The sequence below is a fragment of the Acetivibrio cellulolyticus CD2 genome (assembly GCF_000179595.2).
Taxonomy (GTDB): Bacteria; Bacillota; Clostridia; order Acetivibrionales; family Acetivibrionaceae; genus Acetivibrio; species Acetivibrio cellulolyticus.
This window is the reverse complement of the sequence record NZ_JH556653.1, coordinates 1,096,237-1,116,349: the sequence shown is the minus strand read 5'-3', so window position 1 is coordinate 1,116,349 and position 20,113 is coordinate 1,096,237. Positions and strand designations below refer to the sequence as shown.

Below are 20,113 nucleotides of genomic sequence, written 5' to 3'. Positions count from 1 at the left end.
AAAAATACGATATTTATATAACATAATAAATACATATTTCTTAGGGGGGATTATAATGTTGTTTAGAAAGAAAATATCTGTTTTATGCCTTGTAGTTGTATTAACCACAACGTTTGTTTCACAGGCGGTAGGGGTTTTAGCCGAAAATGAAGGAGTAAGTAGTCCTGCTGCTACTGGAGCTGTTAGACCAACAGCTACACCGTGTGCACCTGGTAAGCCAGTTTGGGTTACTGGAGGGCGACTTGGGTATGTTAATTGGCCAGAAGGTTATATTCTTCCATTGTTCAATACCTGCCTTAGAGTTGAAGATGTAAATTTTGGATGCGGACATTTAGGACCTGATCAACTTACAATTAAGATTAATAGGATGAATGTTGATGAAGTCGAGCTTTCTGTACGTTCTGATAGTGAAGATGGTAATTTGCTGGGTACTATAGACGTTAAGGCAGATAATGAAACAGGTGAATACACAATTCCTATAAAAGAATCGGGTACAAGTGATATCTATGTAGTATTGGAAGGAGTTGAATATAGAAGTTCTACAGAGGTTGATGTTGATTGGGTAAAGATATACGACGAAAACCTAATTCCTACAGCGCCGCCTCCTGAAATTCTTAAGGGGGACTTGAATGGGGATGGAGTAGTTAATTCGATTGATTTTGCATATTTAAGAAAATATCTTTTAGGAATGATTCTACTGCCATGTCCACTTGAAGTAGCAGACTTAAATAACGATGGTGTAATTAATGTATTTGACCTTGCGTTGTTTAGAAAATGGATTTTGTGCATATAACAAAAACTTGAGGTATAAATATCTGCCAAATATAATAATGACCCGTTACCTTGTGTAAAGTGTAGCGGGTCATTTTTTTATGAAAGCTTGGAAATTAGTAATGTAAAAAAGCACTAGCTGCATCAGTCAGAAGACTGTGCAGCTAGCTTAATATTAAGAGACTATGCCGGTTTTATATTCTTATTTGCTGCTTAAGATTTGTAAACGGGGAACTGCTTGATATAACCAAGCAAATACTGTCTCATTAAGGCCAGATCAAGAGAGTTTATTTTTTCATCACCATTTAAGTCAGCGTTTTCAATGGGCATTGGGAATTGGGACTTCAGTCCAAGCAAACATGACCTTAGGTATCCAAAGTCAATTGAACTGATTTTGCCGTCGCCATCCAAATCTCCATATAAAATATCTTTTACAGGAGTAGATGTTGGATTTGGAAGTTCTTGAACAGGTGTCAACACTGGATCAGAAGCATCAATTGTCACTATTTCAGTTTTTCCGCAATTGATATTGTCTCTTGATGTTTTGCCCTGAATAATCGGTCCTTGAGCTGTATAAGTTCCAGGACTTATTACTCTTGCATAATACTCGATATATGTTTGATACTTCCAGTAGGTGCTGTTGTAGATATAGAAGCTGATTTTCTGACCTTCGGTGTTGTAATATGAGTTATAAGGCTTCAACCCTGATGGCAGATAGTCAGTTATTTCATAAACTCCATCAAAGGCAGTATCGCTCATATTCCAATCAAGTCTGACTTTAATTACATCGCCCTGCTTTAATGTATTTGAAGACAGTGGAGTTCCATTAGTGAACATATAAGTTCTTGTTACTGAAATGTCTTCATCAACGTTACCTGTTTCAAGTATGTCTTCCTTGAAGATGGATACTGCAGATACAGCTCCTTCAACGTTTGTTATCTTCAGACCAGCAAGCTGTGAAGGTAAAAGTGAAAGGCAGTAGGACGATCCATTCTCAAATGTTACAGTTTTTTCTTCTCCATTTAATGAGTAAGTAACTTTTCCAACTGCATCAATTCTCTTTTCTATTTGAGTTGAGATAAACATGAGTTTTTCCGTATTTAGCAGGATATCCTTGGCATAATTTTTTTCACAATATTCATACAGGCCTTCACATTCAGGTTTTTGAAGCTGTGCAGCAAGATATGAACAAAGTGAAGTTGCTTCAAGAATATTGTCCTTGTCTCCACTGGTGTTAACCCTGTAATAGGGTTCGAAATTTTCAACTAGCGGATAAATTCTATTATTGTAAATTTGTTCTGCTGTTGAAATATCACCAAGCTCACAGTAAGCAAGTGCAATATACATAAGAGCTTTAACATTTAAATTATCTATTTGTGCCAGATTTTCAAGTGTCAGCAATACTGGTTCGTTCAAAACGGAAAGACCATATAAAGCTTTTGCTTTATCTTCAGCGAGTGTACTGCTGTCAAGTATATTATAGTAGTAGTCTTTAAGGGACTGGGTATTTACCATGCTTTTTGCAAGTTTTGTAAGCTTAGCTGTAAGTTCAAGGTCACTTTCTGAATACGGCAATAATGACAAACCTCCATCAGCCTTCTGGTATTCATTGAGTAATGGTTTCTGAATATCGATACTATAGCTGTAATCAGGGAAGTATTTTGAAATCAAGCTGGAAGCAGTATAATTGGATATAATCTGGTCTATTCTATTGCCATATGAATATCTTAAGCCGATAAGATCCCATAAGAACACACCTTTGCTTTTATCCTGGAACACTACTTTTGTAAATCCGGACTTGCCTCCTGCAATTGTCATATTCGGAGCAGCATCATAATATTCTGCTTTCTCAATCTGGTAGTAAGATTTTACTACATTGAATGTATGCTTTACTGCGTCAGAATATTTATCAGTGTAAGCCTTTATTGTTATATCCTGTTTACCTTCATTTAATGCCCAAAGAGGTATATTGACTCTTTCAAAAGCTTTGCCTGTAACAGTAAGTTTAGGACTTGATTGATCTGAGCCTGTCACCTCAAAAGTAACCTCGTCATTCTCTTCCAAACCGTTACCATAAGCGTTTACACCGAGAATAGGTTTATCACCCTCAAGGTATGAAGTGTTAAAACTATAGTTTATAAAAAATGGAAGAGTTACAATCATATTAACCTTGTCGCTTCCTGCATGCAGATCTTCTGAAATGGCAGAAAGGGTTACTCTCCATGATGTGATATTGTCAGGAAGTTTGAATGTGATCTGGCCCCTGCCGGTTTCGTCAGTTTCAACTGATGCGAATTGAGCTGTATCCTTGAAGTCTTCCCTTACTTTTGTTTCCGAGGATGACTTGCCGGAATTCGAATCTGCAGGTGCATTTTCAAGACGGATTCCTACATAATCGTAATAACTATTATAGGAATAGTACAAATCGTGTGATTTGCCTTGGTAGTATACACCTGAATTCACATTGGCATATAAATTGTGAAGAAGATCAACATCCTGATCAAGCAAATTGAAGAAGGCCTCATCAACTACACTTAGATTTATTGTTGACTTTACAGGCTTTCCGTTTATGTCTTTGACATCAAGGTTTATGGTAACCTGATCTCCTGGTTTATAGGAATCCTTATCTGTCTTTGCTTCAATTGTGAGGTTCTTTTCCTTTACGTTGTACACTGCACTGTAGGAAGCAGATACGTAAGTTTTACCGTTAAAATATACTCCTGTTACTTGTGTGTTAGGCACTTCCCTTTCGCTGAAGTTGAAGGAATAGGAGGATGAAGAGCCAGCAGCATAGTCATATGTACCATTTTGGGATTTGTAGTAGATGTACTTCCCTGCAGGAAGAGGTTCATTTCCGTATTTGAAGGTAAGATCTACACTTTCGCCAAGGCCATAAGAGCTCTTAGTTCCCTCGAGAGTATATCCTCTGTATTGGTATCTTGAATAATCCAATTGCTCTCCGCAGTATACGGTGTAGGTCATAGATCTTCCGTTGCTGTCAACACTGTCTAGTTGTGCTGTATAGTAGGTATCAGGGATATTTGGAACATTAAAAGTATATGAAGCATATCCATCATTGGATGTTACCATTGAAAAGTTGCTTACAGGTTCTTTTAACAATTCGTAACGGTAAGTCTTATAAGTAATTTTGTTTATGTAATCATAGTAAGTACCATTTTCGATTTTGTTCCATGTATTTTTGTATATTGTACCTTTTATAGTTTTTCCGCTTACAGCATCACTGAGATAATCATAGCTGTTTTTGGCAGTTCCGCTATTAATACGGTCAAGATCGATCTTATTAACCTGTGCACTGATTGTACCTACGCCATCTTTAATTTTACCGCTTGGTTGAATTTTAATATCATTAACAAACACACGTAAATAACTTGAAGCCCTTATTTCACCGCTTTCCGGAAGAGTTGCACGTGCCTCAAGATATGCTGTGCATTCATCTTGAACACTGGAGCCTACTGAAGGAGCATATTTTACACCCAGATTTCCTTTTAAGTCGGCTGTTTGTGTTTTGTTTGTATTTCCTAATAAATTATATGAGTATATGGAATAACTTGTGGAGAGATTTGATACTCCAGTACCTTCGAAAAACGACGCCTTTATATTAAAATTAGCCTCGTCATCGACAAAAATGGCGTTCTTATCTTTGGAGATTTCCAATTTGTATGAAGGTTTAGTGTAGTTCTCTACTGTAATATATCTATTAATAATAGTTTTATCACCTTTTTTGAGAGTTATATAATAATAGCCCTCTGGAAGGTCTGGTAATTTAACTGCCCCTTCATAGAATGATTTGTTCACGTCAATATTTTGTTTTACTATAGGTGGTGTATTAGAGTAATAACTTCGGTTTATTTCAAGGGACAAATAATCTATTTTCTCATCTTCGTACCGGTTTTTGATATAACCCCAGACGTTAATTGTGTCATTTGATTTATACATACCTCTATCGGTATAGAAATAGCTCCAGTAGTTGTTTTCGTTAATATAGGAATAGTTGCTGCAATCCAGCAGGGATGATTTACCTTGTTTGGTTGTAACAATCATATATTGATTGTACCGGTTATAAATATAATAGCTGTAATACTTATTACTGTTATTAACCGGTGTATTAATACTATCAAAGTATGCAATTCCATCAACTCCGGAGTAATTAATCTTATCGCAGCCTATAAAACTTATGCTTGCTCCTTCGATAGGATTTTGAGTTGACAGGTCATTTAACCATACCAGTGTCTTTGAGTTACTTTCAGATATATATATTCCTGTATTCGTTATCTGAAGGAATGTTTGAAATCTAATATCTTTATAATATCCGTCAAGAACATAATACCCTTCAGGCAATGTTTGGGGAACTTTCAAATGGCCATTTCCGTAACGTTCTGTACTGTCTTCATTTAATACCTGTTCAAATTCAAGGACTTTTTGGAGTTTGTCAACTGGAGCAAACTTCTTATTGTAGCTTTGTGCCCAGTAAGGAGTAACATTCTTTTCTTCAATTGCGCTAACGAAGGAATTAAAATCATTGTAAGCATAAATACTGTTTTTGGTTGTTATTGTAGGAGGTGTAAAAGTTCCGCCTCCTATCATATAACTTGAATAATTTATTACAACATCAGGATTTTCTAAAGATCCAAAATCATATAGATATCTTCCCGGATTGAGATTAGTAATAACTTGGCCTGGTGCAGGAGTGGAATTTGCAGCTTTACTTTGTGTTTCAAATGAAAAAACATAATCTTCGCCTATTGTTCTTTTTGTTCCTTGAATGTACATTCCCTTATGAATAGTTACCGTATAGACTGTATCATAGTTAAGGCTTTCCGGAACAAATACGGCTGTTTTTTTATGTACTTCAAACTTTCCTTTAACAGCAGGTGTAATCTCAAAATAACTCTCAATGTTACTAAAGTTTTCATGGCTGAAGGTTATTTCAATTCCACTGTTTACAGGAACACTGACCGATTTTTCGGCAGGAAGTGAACTGACGATCTTAAAGCTTGATTGTGTCTGAAATACCCAAGTAGTCTCGGTATCCATACTCATCCTAAAAGTATAAAGACTGTTTTCCATGAGTGGTCTTGATAAATTGATACTGAACAGGTTTGTATCCATTTCTTCAATTTTAGGTGATGGCTCTCCATCAATTGAAAAGGCATTTTGAATTTCTTCGAGAGAATAATTCTTTTCTGTCTCAAGGATAAACTCAGTGTCAACAGCAATTCCTGTTGAATCAGTATCTTGGGCTACCAGACGGAATCCATTTTTAGGATATGGCGAGATACCTGATGCAAAACCTGATGTCATGAATGTGGCTAACATTGTCAAAATTACAATAAGAGCCGTGATTTTCTTAAACATAAATTTTCCTCCCCTTTATTATATATGTTTTGTTTATTACCAAGTTTTTAAAAGACAAGTAAATTAATTAGACGTATTAAGAAAAGATAAGTTCCGTAGTTGAGAAAAAGTATGCAAAGATTACATTAAGCCTTTTAATAAAACTACATGTGTACTGATTTGCGAATGCATAAGTGTACATCATAACTAATAAACCCTCGTACATATAATTTATCATACTTATATATAAAATTTCAATATATTGGGAGGAATTAATTCTTTTGTACGTTCAGAATAATTGAAAAAACCAAATTGAATATAAGTAAGAATATGTATAGAATATTGGTATATAGTTTTTTATATATTTTGTTTGAAAGCTTAAGGTTATGAAAAATAAAATAATACTAGGAAAGTATTCGGGAGGTAGATCAATGAGAGCAAAATCAATACTAACAGTGTTAAAAACCATTTTTTTTATGCTGCTGTTTTCCATTACGACGGTGTATGCAGATGATTGCAGTGTTGGTAGAACGCCTGACGGTGTCTATCCAATGGAAGATACGGATATCGTAATGGAATCTGAGGATATAAGGGTAGATGTTGAAAAAGGTTTTGTAGAGTGTAATTTTATTTTTAAGAATACCGGTGAGGAAAAAGATGTATTAATGGGTTTTCCTGCGAAGATGGAAAACGATGGGGATAATACATCGGAAGATAATTTATATCTTAAAGACTTTAAAACGTTTTCAGGCGGCAGTGAAATATCTGTGAAAACCGATAAGGGCGTTAAACCTAAAGATTTAAAGGACTCAAGCACTCCTTACTATAGTGCGTGGTATACGTTTAGTGTTCACTTTGAGTCAGGCGAAAAAAAGAATATTAGAAATACTTACAATGTAAACTTTACCTCATATTCGAATGGAGAAGTACATGCGGGGTATATATTGAAGACTGGAGCCTTCTGGAAGGACCCGATTGGATATGCAAAGGTGACTTTTGATCTTGGAAATATTGAACCATACAGGATTATAAATATTTATCCATATAGCATGCGTTTTAATGGGAAAAATACGCTTGTATGGGAAAGGAGCGACTTTGAACCGGATTTTGACCTTGCAGTTAAGTATCACGGGTATTTTTATAGTGAAGAATATTTTCAAGAAATGAGTGAAGATAAAAAAGAAGCTTTGGCAGAAGTAGAGGCATTTAAAAAACTGGATAAAGAGTTGGATAAATTATCACAAGAAGAGTTATTAAGTTATTATAATAAATATATTTCAGACCGAAAAACTGTCATTGCAAAATATATAATGAGTAAAATGCCTGAAGGTGTAATACCAGAAGGGGGACCGGTAATTAAGGATTTATCAATTGAGGGGGATGAGAATACGAGTAATTCCTATAGAGTAAATGGTAAATTTGAAGATGTAAATGGAGATTTTGTAAGTGCAAGTCTTAAAGTTTCACATATTGAAAACGGTCAGGAAGTAGTGGATTACAACGAAGTATATACAATAGGAGATTATTTGACTAATTTTCAGGATGAACAATCTTTTTATGTAGATTTTTTGCCGGATATTAATTATGATATTGATTTTATGGTAAAGGATTCACAAGACAACATAGCAACGAAAAAAATAAAGTATCCGTCAGAGCCAGAAAATCAAAATGACAATAACCCTAATATAACTAATAAAGTGAATCAAAATGAAGAGAATACTATTAAAGACCCTGAGGTAACACAAAATAATATAAACAACAAAGAAACTAATTCCGCAAGCACGCCTTTAAGTGGTATAACTGTAGTTTTGATTATTGGTGGGTGTGTTGCTTTATTAATTATAATACTGCTGGTATACCGATTTTTAAGAAAGAAGAAAGATATGATAGATTAACGCTATAAAATCAAAACAAGAGCCGTAAGACATTAAAATAAGTCTGACGGCTCTTTGCATAGCTTGGTAAAATTAATTCCATTCTTTTTGACCTGTGCTTTTCTTTGTTACAATAAAGAGCCCAAATAAGATCAAGAGTATGGATATTACTAATCTGAAGTTAATTAATGAGTTGAAAACGCTTAAAATAGTCATTGATAAGAATGATACTGTAACTGCTAAGAGTATAAAGATTGGTATTAGAAGTCCCTTTGGCTTTCCGGAAAAAAGATAGAGCTGAAAGAGGCCTATAGCAACAGATAAAACATATATTGGCCAGGTTCGGCTTGCAAATTGCCAGTTGGTGGTGACTTCAAAAAAGAACAGCAGTCCGATTGTTGATAGAATTCCTCCGGGTACCAAAAGACCAGGAGCTCTTCTGTTTATGAAATAACTTGCTTCAAAAGAAAGACCTATGCCAAGTACAAGTATTGGTAAAAAAAGCATTGGTGTTAAAAAATTAAAGTTGAATATGTTTGAGGACAACAACAGTCCGCCCAAAATAATCAGTAAAAATCCCCAGATAAAGTTGCTTTTTTGCATTATAATTCCTCCAATATAATAAATTCATAGCTTGTGTTACTGCATTTAACATATTATACTCTTAATCATATAGAATGTCTGATTAATTATTATAAAGTTTTTATTTAATTTGTATCATAAATATGTTTCTGCAATTTACAATGTTGATATTAACTTTTTAGTAATATTGGGACTAATTTTCTTTCGAGGTTTTTGATATAATTAAATTATTGTTTTAAGTTGGGGAAAGGAAGTATTTTATGGGGGCGAGAATTTTAGTTGTAGACGATGAGAAATCTATAAGAAGCTTTATTATTACAAATCTGAAAAGAAATAATTTTGAAGTTCTGGAAGCTGGTACAGGGCATGAGGCTTTACGATTGGTCAAATTTGAAAAGCCAGATTTGGTCTTATTAGATATAATGCTTCCTGATATGGATGGATTTCAGGTTTGTAAGGAAATATCATGCGATTACCCATCATTATCGGTGATCATGCTTACTGCAAGGGGACAAGACCTTGACAAAGTGAGAGGTCTTGAATTAGGGGCAGATGATTATATAATAAAACCATTTAGTCCTATGGAGCTTGTAGCTAGAATTAAGGCAATTCTGAGACGTGCAGGCAAGCAAAATTCCAGTGTTGAAATTCATATAGGTCCATTTAGAGTTGATATGGAGGCGCAAAGTATATATAAAAATGATGTGCTTTTAGACTTCACTCCGAGAGAATTCAGCTTGATGAAAGTATTCATAAACAATATAAATAAAGCATTTACGCGAGATGAAATTCTAAATATTGTTTGGGGAGAGGATTTTGTAGGAGACCCTAAGACGGTAGATGTTCATATAAGACGAATAAGAGAAAAAATAGAGGATGATCCATCCAATCCAAAGTATATTGAGACTTTATGGGGACGCGGCTACCTGTGGAGAAAGGGTGAATAGTTTGAAAAGCATAAGAGGCAGGTTGATAGGAAGCTATCTCATAATTAGTCTGTTAACGGTTACTATTTTTAGTTTAATTCTTATATTTATGTTAAGACAATATTATTACGTCAATACAGAAATGACTTTAGAGAGAGAAGCCATGTTTGCGGCAAATTCGTGTAATCTTTATACTGGAAAAGATAATTTGCAAAAAAGTGCTAAAACGTTATTGGATAGTATCAGGCGAACCACAAGTTCCCAGGTTCAGATTATTGATAGTGATGGAATAGTTCTGGCGGATTCTATAGAAGGTTTGGGTGTTGGATATAAGGTAAACAGTTCTGATGTTGAGAGTTCTTTAAAAGGCAAGCCTTCTAATTCCATAGGTAATATTTTATTTACAAATGATACAGCAATTTCTGTTTCACATCCTATAAAAGTAGATGATAAGGTAATTGGAGTTGTCAGATTGATTTCGACACTTTCTAAAGTTAACTGGATAATGGTAATGGATGGTTTGGTTCTTCTATTGGTAGATATAGCAATTTTACTGGTTGTGCTGCTTTTGAGTTATTTTCTTTCCACTACAATAATTAAGCCGGTTAAGGAAATTACAATTGCTGCGGAGGAAATAGCGCAAGGCAAGTTGGATGTTCGCGTTCCTAAAAGATATGACGATGAGGTGGGTAAGCTGGCTATTACCCTTAATTACATGGCAAAGGAACTATCAAATCATCAGAAGCTCACAAATGATTTTATTGCATCAATTTCTCATGAACTCCGTACGCCACTTACATCAATAAAGGGATGGGCTGCAACTTTAAACTCGGGCGGCTTTACTGATATGGGTGAGATTAAGGAAGGTCTTGGGATAATTGAAAATGAAACTGACAGGTTGGCGCTTTTGGTAAATGAACTGCTGGACTTTTCTAAGCTTACCTCTAAGAGTGCTTCTTTAGGCATGGAAGCAATTGATGTTGGTGAGTTTATTTGCGAAATAAGAAACCAGATGAATCCTAGAGCGCAGAGACAGGGAATTGATCTTGGACTAGAGATTGAATATGATATGGCTTTAATAAAGGCTGACAGAAACAGATTAAAGCAGGTAATGATAAATATCCTCGATAATTCACTTAAATATACACAGGAAGGCGGACGAATAAAGATATCATGTCAATCTAAAGAGGATGAAGTTTTAATAGGCATTGAAGATTCCGGAATTGGAATACCTGAAGATGATTTGCCAAAGGTAAAAGAAAAGTTTTATAAGGTTAGTACTTCTTTTTCAGGCAATGGATTAGGACTTGCCATATGTGATGAAATAATAAGTCTGCATAATGGCAGGCTTGAGATTAGCAGTGAATTTGGAGTGGGTACAAGGGTAGAGATATATCTTCCTTTGTCTAAAGAAATCCAGTTGTAATAGTGGATAAAATTTTATGAAATGGGTGTTGGTTGTCTTTAAAATTGATTTTACTTTTTAAACATTTGGTAACCATTTAATATTTTTAATGCTATAGAATTAAGTTACAAAGAATTCTGGCTGAAATGGAGAATTCATATGAAATTAAAGGGGTTTTATATATTATTTAACTTATTGGTATTATCTATGGTAACGGGGTGCGATCTATTGCCGGCACCAGGCAGCATAATTGGGCCTCCTTATTATTCACAGATAGCGACCAGTAGTGCAGAAGATATTAAGATTATAGCAGAAAAATTCTTGCCTCAAGGGACGAAGTTTTTATATCCCACGCATCCAAATGGAGCTGATGCTATACAGCTTGTAGACATTGAAAGTGATGGACAGGATGAAATGCTTGTTACATATAAAGACAACGAATCTGGTAACGGTTTCGGTGCAATTGTATTAAAAAACAGGCATGGTGAATGGCAGAATATTTGGCATGAGGATTATAAGATAAATATTATAGGGCTTGATTGGGCTCAGTTTATAGACATAACTGATGATAAAATTCCTGAACTATTATTGGGATGGAATTTGGGTTTTGAGGCTGGATATAATCTGGATATTATCTCATTTAAAGGTACTCCCAAAAAAGTCAGTAACATTAAATATAATGAAATGGCTTTAACCAATCTTTCTGGGAGTGAAAATGAAAGAAAGCCTGAGTTTATTATAACGAGAAAAGACGACGATCAGTTAGATGATAATGTGCCGCCTTTAGTCTTAAGGTGGTATGATAACGGGCTTGTACCGGCAAAAGATGTGTATCCCATATATCATAAAGAGAGAATCAAGGCTCTACAGGAAAGAAACAGGTTGTATGATAGAAACTTTTTAGACTGGTATTACTTAACGGAAATGCTGGTAAGGTCGGATAGATCACTTGAAGCACTTGAATCGGCGAATAGAGCGTTAAATATTATACCCTCCCACTATGAAAAGTATAGGGTTAAGCTGGAGACATATAAGGCGGAAGCTTTGATACAAGCGGAAAAGTATGTTGAAGGAAAGAATTTGTTAAACGATATCATTTACAAGGATGATATAAATCAAATCAGCTGTACCCAGGATGAACTGGCAGAAGTATATCTGAATCTTGGTCGGGCTTACAAGGGGCTTAAAGATTACAAAACTGCAAAAATCAAGTACAGTCAATCTTATAATATAATAAAATCTACTTATGAAGAATGGTCGGAGTATTTTATAATGAACTCCTTTACTGTAAAAAGAGAGATGGATCAATTGGAGGCATTGACAAAAATATTAAACTACTAGGGAATGAAATATTGCTTCAATAGGGGTTAGTATAAACAGGGGAAAATAGTTTCCATAACATGTTTGAAATCGACTTATTGGTAGTATATAGTTATCGAGGAGTGGATAGAATGGTGAAGGAAGAAATGTGTAAAACTAATGATAGCTTATCAGACAAGATTGCTGATAGAATACTTATTTTGTTTATCGCTATTTCAATAATTCCAATCATTACTTTGCTCAATGCTTCTTTTAATTATATTATAACTGACAATTTTAGAATGCCTCAGTTTGTTAGACAACAAGGTTTTATGAGCTACTTGAAAAACAGTATTTTTCTATCCTCAATGAGTATAATACTGGGATTGGCAATAGCGTTGCCTGCGGCTTATGCCTTAGCCAGGTATAAATTTACCGGGCTTAATATGTTCAGCATTTTTGTAGTATTTCCTCTTCTTATCCCTACTATAGCATATTTCTTGCCTTTTGCGGTATCGATAAAGAGAATTCAGGACATTTCCGGAATAAAATTCTATAACACATATAATGGCTATTATATACTTGCGATTATGTATGCAGTAATGTATCTGCCCTTTAGCATCTGGATGTTAAGGGGATTTATTGTTTCTATACCTGTGGAGATTGAGGAGGCTGCAAGGGTAGATGGGTGCTCAACTTTTGGCATAATGGCAAGAATACTTCTACCTCTTATAAGTTCTGGAATTGTTGTAACAGCAATGCTTCTTTTGATGCTTGTATGGGATGAAAGACTTTTAGTTGATGTACTGATGACCTCGGATAACATGAAGACGGTTGCACTTTGGCCAAGCTATGATAATAACCGCTTTTTTGCAGCTCCGCTTTCGAGCATTCCTATTTTTGCTATTTTCTTTGTTGTGCAGAAGAACTTCATGAAAGGGTTAACCGGAGGAGCACTTAAAGAGTAATTACATTTTATTGGGAGATTTAAATAGCGTATAAAAGGGGTGCAAAAATGAGAGAGAGAATTACATCTGGAAAAATGTCCAAAGTTAGAAAAAGTAAATCACATCCATATTTGTTGTTGATGCCTGCTTTTTTATGTATTTTATTTTTCCAGCTGTTTCCACTGATTCAAGCTATATATGTATCTTTCCTTGACTTAAAGCCTGCTACATGGAAACAGTTTTTTACCAAATTTACTGCACCTTTTATGGGCTTGAAAAACTATATATTTGTCGCCACAGGGTCAAATGGTGCAATGGAAGAGACATTTAGAAGAAGTCTTTATAATACTGCAATGTATGTTGTTATTGTCAATATTTTGTGTCTTGCTATAGGTTTGATGCTTGCAATAGCTTTAAACAGAAAGTTCAAGCTAAGTGGGATATCAAGGACTATCTTGTTTCTTCCTTTTATTATGCCGAGCTTCTTGCTGGAGGCTGCATGGGACACATATTTTAATAAGGACTATGGTTTGTTGAACAAGATTATGTTTGACTGGCTGCACCTTGTACAGTATAGAATTAACTGGTTTTCAGATGAAATAGTGCTCTGGGTAATGATAATAATTACAGTATGGCATTATGTCCCTTTATGGACAATCTTCCTGCTCTCAGGTATTCAGAATATAAGCAAAGAGTGTTATGAAGCCGCTGGAATTGATGGGGCGGGGCGTTTTCAAAAGTTTTATTATATTACACTTCCGTTACTGAAACCTGTTATTGCAATACTGATTTTTCTGGGATTAATTCTTAATGTCTATTATTCCTACAGGATCTTTGAATGGGACGCAATATCTTACTATATGTACAGGCACTTCTTCAGAAATTGGTTTTATGGAACTGGTACAGCTGGGACTATTATGATAATGCTTGCTGTTATTTTGGCGGTGCTGCTGTGGTATGGGTTCTTCGGGAGGGATTTAAGTGTTTCCGATGGGTCTATTCTAAGGAAAAAAGAAAGTACCCGACTGAGTGTTTGGTTTGATCGCGCTTTTCGCCATGCAAAATGGTTGGAGTTTATTTGCAGTTGGTTGCTGAAAGTATGGAAGGCCATATCTGCAGCATGCTTGAAACTTGAGATTAGAAAAAAAATCAAGGTTTTATCAGGTGCTTTATGCAATATATACTTAAAGGCTCGGAGCAGCAATTTTGTCTGGTTTATTTTGTGGCCTTTGACTCTTATATTGGGTTTTATATACCTTACAAACGGAAGTGGGCACGAATCCCTTTGGTTTGATGAATCGTATTCCGCAGCAGTATCAACTCATTCAATACCTGAAATCTGGAAAATCACTGCAGGAGATAGCCATCCTCCCTTGTATTTTATAATGCTCAGAGTTGTCACACTTATGTTTGGGAGAACGGAAGCTTCTCTAAGATTGCTCTCAGTACTTGGTATATTGATGCTTGCAGTACTTGGCGCAGGTCCGGTGAGAAGAGCTTTTGGCAACTTTACCGGCTGGATTTTTGGGGTTATTGTACTTATAGTGCCAATGAGTCTTTCAATGGGGCAAGAGGCAAGAATGTATACCTGGGCTGCCTTTTTTGTAACAGGTGCGGCAGTATATGCTTATTTGTGCACAGAAAAGGGTAAGACATGGGACTTTATAATGCTTGGAGTATTTTCCCTTGGGGCTGCCTATACGCATTATTTTGCTCTGCTTGCTGTAACTATTGCCAATGTAATTCTGGTATTGTACCTTATACTACGGTTTGAGAAAAAGAAGTTTTTGAAGTATGTGGTTATGGCAATTGCTACTATGGGTGGTTTTTTGCCATGGGCTATGACTTTAGTGGGACAGATTTCAAAGGTTTCTAAGGATTTTTGGATACCTGATGTTACAAGAGGGGTAATATGGCAGGCGCTGATATATCCATTTAAGGCAAAGTTTGCAAACGGGTTTGATTTTATCCTACCTTCATTCCTTATAGCTGTTGGATTTGCGTTTTGGGGAATAAGTCAGGCATATACAAACCGCAAAAAGGAAGGGATGCTATCAGCGTATGCAATTCTTATCTATATTACAACCCTTGCAGTTGCTGTAAAAGTATCTGCAGAGGTTAGACCAATTTTTGTTGACCGGTATATTTTTCCGGTAGTAGGGTTGTTCCTATTAGCAGCTGCATATGGCATTTCGAATATTAAATACAAGGATATATCAATATTTATAGTGATTCTCCTGCTGATATTTTCCTTAGACCCTATTAGACAGATAAATATGCTAAGATATAGCGGGCCGATGTTTGAGGTCAGAAACTATTTAGAAGACACAATTACTCCGGATGATATATTTGTTCATAGCGATGAGCATACTTTTGGCACTTTCTCATATTATTTCCCCAACAACAAGCATTACTTATATCTTAGTCAGGGATTTAAAGGGTATAGTTCCTATTCAGCGTTTGCGCCTAACGGTGAGGCGGGCTCTGATTTGGAGGGCTTTGTCAAAGGAAAGAAAAATATTTGGCTTGTTGACAGGCAGTATTCGTCTTCTGCAGAAAATTCATACAGATGGCTTTTAAATGGCAAATTTCATTGTGTAGTTGGTCCGGAATACTTCAATGAAGATTATTCCTGGTATGGTGTAATCATGAGGAAAGTCATTCAGGAAAATGATTAGTGAAATAAATCTGCGGAAGTATGAGCTTTATAATAGAAGCAAGAAGGTAAAAGGTTATCTTTAAGGAGATAGCCTTTTTGTTTAAGAAATTTAAGAGGTAATTCTCTAAAGATGTACTGCACTGAATGCCAGTAGTATTTTAATGTTATCGTATTTGATTATAGATAAAAGTCGGGTATAATAAAACCTGACTTTGCAATATCTAATATAGATAATGCTGAGGCTTTTGTAGTGATGTAGTGCTTGTATGAAAAAAGGTGGAAGAATCAGATGAGTGTAATTGAATTTAAGGAAAAATACAAGATAAATTTGAATCAACAGCATATGCAGGCAGTGAATCATGTAAATGGTCATGCGTTAGTTCTGGCTGGTCCAGGGAGTGGTAAGACAACTGTAATTACGGCAAGAATTGCATGCCTTATTTTAGAGTGTGGAGTAAAGCCTGAAAACATTCTTACGTTAACTTTCAACAAAGCAGCACGGGCAGAAATGGAATATCGGTTTAATAAGATATATGGTACAGATATTGGAGGAAAAGTACACTTTGCAACAATGCACAGTTTTTGCAAGCGAATTGTGAGGGATTATGAGAATAGACAGGGAAAGTGGCTCAAGATGATTGAGGGTGAGGAAAAGATTGAAGAAAATAAAAGAAAAATCATAAGAGGCCTTTACCAACAAATAAATAATTCGAAAATTAATGATGATGAATTAGAGAATTTGATCAATGAAATTGGATTCGTAAAAAACAAGATGATAAAAGATTTTGAGAATTATAATTTTAGCGCAAAAAACTTTCCGCTTATTTTTAAAGCATATGAAGAATATAAGAGATGCAACCTTTTTATTGATTTTGATGATATGCTTACGTACGCTTACAGTATTCTCGTGAAATGTCCTGATATACTCTCGCATTATAGAAATAAATACTCCTTTGTGCAGGTGGATGAGGGACAAGATCTGTCGAAGATACAGTTCGAAATATTGAAACTAATTGTAAACGCACAGAATAACAACCTTTTTATTGTTGCTGATGATGACCAATCAATTTATGGATTCAGGGGAGCTGAGCCTAAATACATCCTAGATATTAAGCACGAGTTCAAAGGATGTAGTGTGTTTTTACTTGAGAATAATTATCGTTCAACAAAGAACATTGTTGAGATAAGCAGCAAATTTATAAGAGAAAATAAGCAGCGATTTGATAAAAAGCACAAAACTGATAACAATGAAAAGTGCGACCCGTTTATAATCCAGGTTCAGGGTGATCGGGAGCAGTTGAAATATTTGATTGAGCAACTTCAGTTGCATGTAAAAGAATGCAGGAGTGTGGCTGTACTATATCGCAATAACCTATCTTCTGTTGTGATTGCAGATACATTGGACCGCAGGGGGATTTCGTTTAGAGTAAAACAAAATAAGCTATCATACTTTAGTCATTGGATTGTACTTGATGTCCTTGCGTTTCTGAATTTTGCACTAAATCCTCATGATGTTGAAGCATTTTCGAGAATCTATTACAAAATGAATCGATATATTTCAAAGACTATGCTGGAAAATGCCTTGAATGGTAATTTAGAGGAGCAAATTATTGATAGGATTATAAAGAGTGATGAAATTAAAACTTATCAGCAAAGCAGGCTTGCAGAACTCAAAATTGAATTCGCAAAATTGGCGAAAAAGAATCCTTCACTTGCGTTAAATTATATTGAGCGCAGTTTTAATTATATTGGTTATGTTAAGGAATACTGTGAAAACACAGGCCTGTCCTTTGAATATTTGTACAGGATGTTTGGAATTTTAGAAACAATTGCTGAGGGGTGCCTGACCATCTCGGATTTTTTAGAGCGCATTGAAGAGCTGCAAATATTATTTGAAAGCCCGGCGGGGCGTTCTACTTCGCTACACCGCTCGTCATACAACTTGGGAGAAATTGATTATAAACGAGCAGTTACACTTACTACAATACATTCATCCAAAGGTTTGGAGTATGATGTTGTATTCATGGTTGATTTGACTGAGGAGGAGATTCCAGGTGTAAATGCTGTTGAATCGGCGGGAAAAAATAATGATTATTCCGCTTTAGAGGAGGAGCGAAGGCTATTCTACGTGGGCATTACCAGAGCGAAGGAATATCTGTATCTTATAAGTCCAGGATCAAAAACAGCCAGATCGACTTTTGTCAAAGAAGTGGAGCAGGTTATCCATAATAATGCAATCAATGAAATAGGCGAAGGAACGATTGTTAGCCACAAACACTTTGGTGAAGGCATAGTTATTGCCATTCTTGAGCAAAAAAGCAGGCAGATTCTTCTGGAGATCGATTTCAAAGGAGTGCGCAGGAAGTTGGATCTTGCAGTGTGTATTGACAATGGACTAATAGTTTTCTAAGGGTAGGAATATTCAAAATATAAAATCGGCTATAATTTCACGGTCTAGCCTTATTTGACCCAAATATGATACGTGAAAATCTAATTTATTTTTACTCAAAATCTTTTTTGTTGTTTATTACCCACATATTGGGGTAATAAATAACTGATTTTTAGGCCGTCAGATAGGGTTGTTTGTAATAGTAATATTTATTCTACCAAAGTATAGTAGATAATTTTTTATAGGACACTAATATTATTGGTTTATTAGGCAGGTATATAAAGATTTGGAGATAGCTGCAAAACGTATTTTGATGGGAGTTAGCACTTGGTGAGTTGATTGGTTGGAGAAGAAGAAATTAAGAAAAAATTGGTAGTAAAAATTATATTATTATGTTAAAATGTTTGTGAGAATAAAACTCATTTCCTAATAAGTTTACAAAAACTTCATTTCTTACATATTACAGATAGATACTTATAATTGGACAATGAGATTATATAGATATTTTTATTTTAAAGGGGAATAAGATCGTGACAAGAAAATACTTATCTATCTTTTTGACTTTATTGATTACAGTCAATATAGTTTCTGCTAACTTTTTTCTAGTTCAAGCAGCCGATTACCTGGGAGATTATGATCAAAGTACTAATTTTGGAATTGCTAACGGTTTTAATCTATTTATTCTTGGTGACCACACACAAAGTAATGTTGATTCAGAAGGAAGAGTGGCTGTTGGAGGTAATGCGACTTATTCAAATTATGCAGTAGGTAGCAAACTTGAAAGGTCGACAACACGAGCAGATTTGATTGTTGGTGGGGATGTGAATATTACCAGCGCTCAAAATCTGAATGGGAATACAATTATCTCTCCGACAAGCAATATAATAAAATATGATATGACTCATCCTAATGGAGTGGCGAATCCAATTCGAGCAGATATAATCGATTTTGGTGCAGCAAGAACTTTTTTGCAGAATGCATCACAAACGTGGGCTAAATATGCTACTAACGGTACTTCGAAGATTACTTATGGACAATTAGTTTTAGAAGGCACTGATCCAGTTTTAAATGTTTTCTCAATTAATGGAAACAATATAGACGGAAGTGGATTTTCTCTTAATAGCATATATCAAATTAATATTGTAGTTCCGGAGAAATCTACAGTTTTAATAAATGTAGGTGGGGATAATGTTGGCTTTGGAAATTATTCTATATTCTACAAAGGATCAACAGCAACTACTGAAAATGGACAGTACTTCTTGTGGAATTTTTATGAAGCTACTTCTTTATGGAATAGCAATATAACAATTAAAGGATCCGTTTTAGCTCCAAATGCAGATTGGGTTGCTAATGGATTTGGAAATGTAGAGGGCAACTTTATTGCTAATTCACTAAGTGATGGTCCGAGCGGTAGCCATTTGGAAGCTCACAATTCTTTGTTTAAAGGTACACTTCCAACAGTAACCCCAAATAATAATCCGACTGCACCAAGTTACAGTTTATCAACAGACGAAGATACTCCTATATCAGATAAGGTAGATGGTTCAGATATAGATGGAGATTCTCTTACATATACGAAAGATAGTGATCCATCAAACGGAACAGTAGTAGTTAATGCAGATGGAACATGGACATACACACCGAACAAAGACTACAACGGAACAGACAGCTTTACAGTAGAAGTAAGTGATGGAAAAGGCGGAACAGCAATAAGTACAATAATAATAGATGTATTCCCAGTAAATGACGCACCAACTGTACCTAACTACAATGTAACAACGCCAGAAGATACACCAGTGTCAGGAACGGTAGTTGGAGCAGATGTGGACGGAGATACACTTACATATACGAAAGCAACTGATCCAGCAAACGGAACAGTAACAGTAGCAGCAGATGGTAAGTGGAC

The 20,113-nt window shown here is 35.4% G+C and carries 11 protein-coding genes; 9 read left to right on the top strand and 2 right to left on the bottom strand.

The genetic code is table 11. The features are described 5' to 3' along the window. The first annotated feature begins 55 nt into the window (after positions 1–55). The gene (locus ACECE_RS0207000) at positions 56–793 is read left to right on the top strand and encodes a dockerin type I domain-containing protein (protein WP_010245978.1); all 738 of its coding nucleotides are present in this window, start codon (positions 56–58) and stop codon (positions 791–793) included. 191 nt (positions 794–984) lie between these two features. On the opposite strand, the gene ACECE_RS0206995 is transcribed toward ACECE_RS0207000, so the two are convergent. Beyond that, a complete protein-coding gene (locus ACECE_RS0206995) occupies positions 985–6,147 on the bottom strand; it encodes a dockerin type I domain-containing protein (RefSeq protein WP_010245975.1) in 5,163 nt (1,720 codons plus the stop codon). Between the two features lie 410 nt (positions 6,148–6,557). Between ACECE_RS0206995 and ACECE_RS0206990 the strand changes: the two genes are divergently transcribed. Next, positions 6,558–8,021 carry a DUF4424 family protein gene (locus ACECE_RS0206990; RefSeq protein WP_010245971.1) on the top strand — a complete coding sequence of 488 codons (1,464 nt, stop codon included), beginning with the start codon at positions 6,558–6,560 and terminating at the stop codon, positions 8,019–8,021. Between the two features lie 72 nt (positions 8,022–8,093). Here ACECE_RS0206990 and ACECE_RS0206985 read toward each other — a convergent pair whose 3' ends face one another. Next, on the bottom strand, positions 8,094–8,603 hold the full coding sequence (locus ACECE_RS0206985; RefSeq protein ID WP_026073732.1) for a hypothetical protein: 510 nt from the start codon (positions 8,601–8,603) through the stop codon (positions 8,094–8,096). 239 nt (positions 8,604–8,842) lie between these two features. Between ACECE_RS0206985 and ACECE_RS0206980 the strand changes: the two genes are divergently transcribed. The 7 genes from ACECE_RS0206980 to ACECE_RS26860 all read left to right on the top strand — a co-directional run. Then, on the top strand, positions 8,843–9,529 hold the full coding sequence (locus ACECE_RS0206980) for a response regulator transcription factor (protein WP_010245968.1): 687 nt from the start codon (positions 8,843–8,845) through the stop codon (positions 9,527–9,529). Beyond that, positions 9,522–10,934 carry a sensor histidine kinase gene (locus ACECE_RS0206975; protein ID WP_235715920.1) on the top strand — a complete coding sequence of 471 codons (1,413 nt, stop codon included), beginning with the start codon at positions 9,522–9,524 and terminating at the stop codon, positions 10,932–10,934. Before ACECE_RS0206980 ends, ACECE_RS0206975 begins: the two co-directional genes overlap by 8 nt. Positions 10,935–11,072: 138 nt before the next feature. Next, positions 11,073–12,254 (top strand): hypothetical protein, encoded by a 1,182-nt coding sequence (locus tag ACECE_RS0206970; RefSeq protein WP_010245962.1) that lies wholly within the window; start codon positions 11,073–11,075, stop codon positions 12,252–12,254. Positions 12,255–12,364: 110 nt separating this feature from the next. After that, positions 12,365–13,180: a carbohydrate ABC transporter permease gene (locus tag ACECE_RS26870; protein ID WP_010245959.1), complete on the top strand. Its 816-nt coding sequence runs from the start codon at positions 12,365–12,367 to the stop codon at positions 13,178–13,180. Between the two features lie 47 nt (positions 13,181–13,227). Next, complete coding sequence (locus ACECE_RS29180; protein WP_010245957.1) at positions 13,228–15,837, top strand: ABC transporter permease subunit; 2,610 nt, start codon at positions 13,228–13,230, stop codon at positions 15,835–15,837. A gap of 270 nt (positions 15,838–16,107) precedes the next feature. Then, a complete protein-coding gene (locus ACECE_RS0206955; protein WP_010245955.1) occupies positions 16,108–18,228 on the top strand; it encodes an ATP-dependent helicase in 2,121 nt (706 codons plus the stop codon). A gap of 509 nt (positions 18,229–18,737) precedes the next feature. Further along, on the top strand, positions 18,738–20,113 hold a 1,376-nt coding region (locus ACECE_RS26860), incomplete at its 3' end, for a choice-of-anchor A family protein (protein WP_010245953.1).